Genomic DNA, 928 nt, shown 5'->3' with positions numbered 1-928 from the left:
TCCCCATAAGTGGGGGCCAATGTCTCTTCGTACGCCTTGGTGAAGAATCCTTCGCCGTAAAGCTTTTCGATTAATTCGTTCACGAAGTCCAACATTTCTTTATTGCCTTTTTCTTATATATTCTTGAAAGAGTTATCTGAGTTTTCGTTTATTGTTTTAAACCCACTTTTTATTGCCAGGAAAACTCCTGCAATCATAAATACAAATACTATTATCAGAGGGATATAATTTATATTTGTTATCAGACCTTTTATCGCAAATACTAATTCATAGTTGCTTCTATAGGCTCTTAATACAATTCCAATAATGAACATAAAGACATAGGCTAAGAAAATATTTTTAAACAATATTTTTCCTTCTCCAAAGACCATCTTTTTCATTTGTTTTTCCGTCATACCTGTAGTGGATAGGAGTTTAAAATCATTGGCTCTCGCTCTAAGGTTTCCTTTAAAGCTATTATAGGCATTGGAAAGAGCAATTGTTATAAGAATGATTTGGATAGCTAGATTTAGAAGTCTTTCATTCCTTATTTGTTCTTTATCCATGGCTGATCTAATAATTTCTGTGGAAGTGCCATGGTCAGATTTTGGAACATAATTTGAAATAACTTTTTCTGCATCTTCAAATACTTTTTCTTTGTTTTTATCGGCTTTGATTTTTACAAAGTAGTAATAAACTGGATTGCCTTCATCTATTCCATATTCATCAATAAATTTTTTCATGATACTTTTACTTGTAAAGATAGATATTTGATTGTCATTATAAGCTTCTAGATTATAAGGCATTTCATCGATGCTTGAATCTATTTTTATAGGCATGGACTTACCATCTGCATTATATTTTAAAGTTACTTTTCCAGTATCCTTATCAGAAATATTTATATATTCATTAAAAGCATATGGACTTGTACTATCTTTTGGAATTTTAT

General features: G+C 30.4%; 1 protein-coding gene. It reads right to left on the bottom strand.

Annotated elements, in window-relative coordinates:
* Nucleotides 1–113 precede the first annotated feature (113 nt).
* On the bottom strand, nucleotides 114–928 hold an 815-nt coding region (locus PEPTYR26121_RS09195; protein WP_180501119.1), incomplete at its 5' end, for an ABC transporter permease.

It is taken from the genome of Aedoeadaptatus nemausensis (genome assembly GCF_903819165.1).
GTDB classification, from domain to species: domain Bacteria; phylum Bacillota; class Clostridia; order Tissierellales; family Peptoniphilaceae; genus Aedoeadaptatus; species Aedoeadaptatus nemausensis.
Note: the sequence above shows the minus strand (reverse complement) of the source record. Positions and strands in the feature narration are given on the sequence as shown.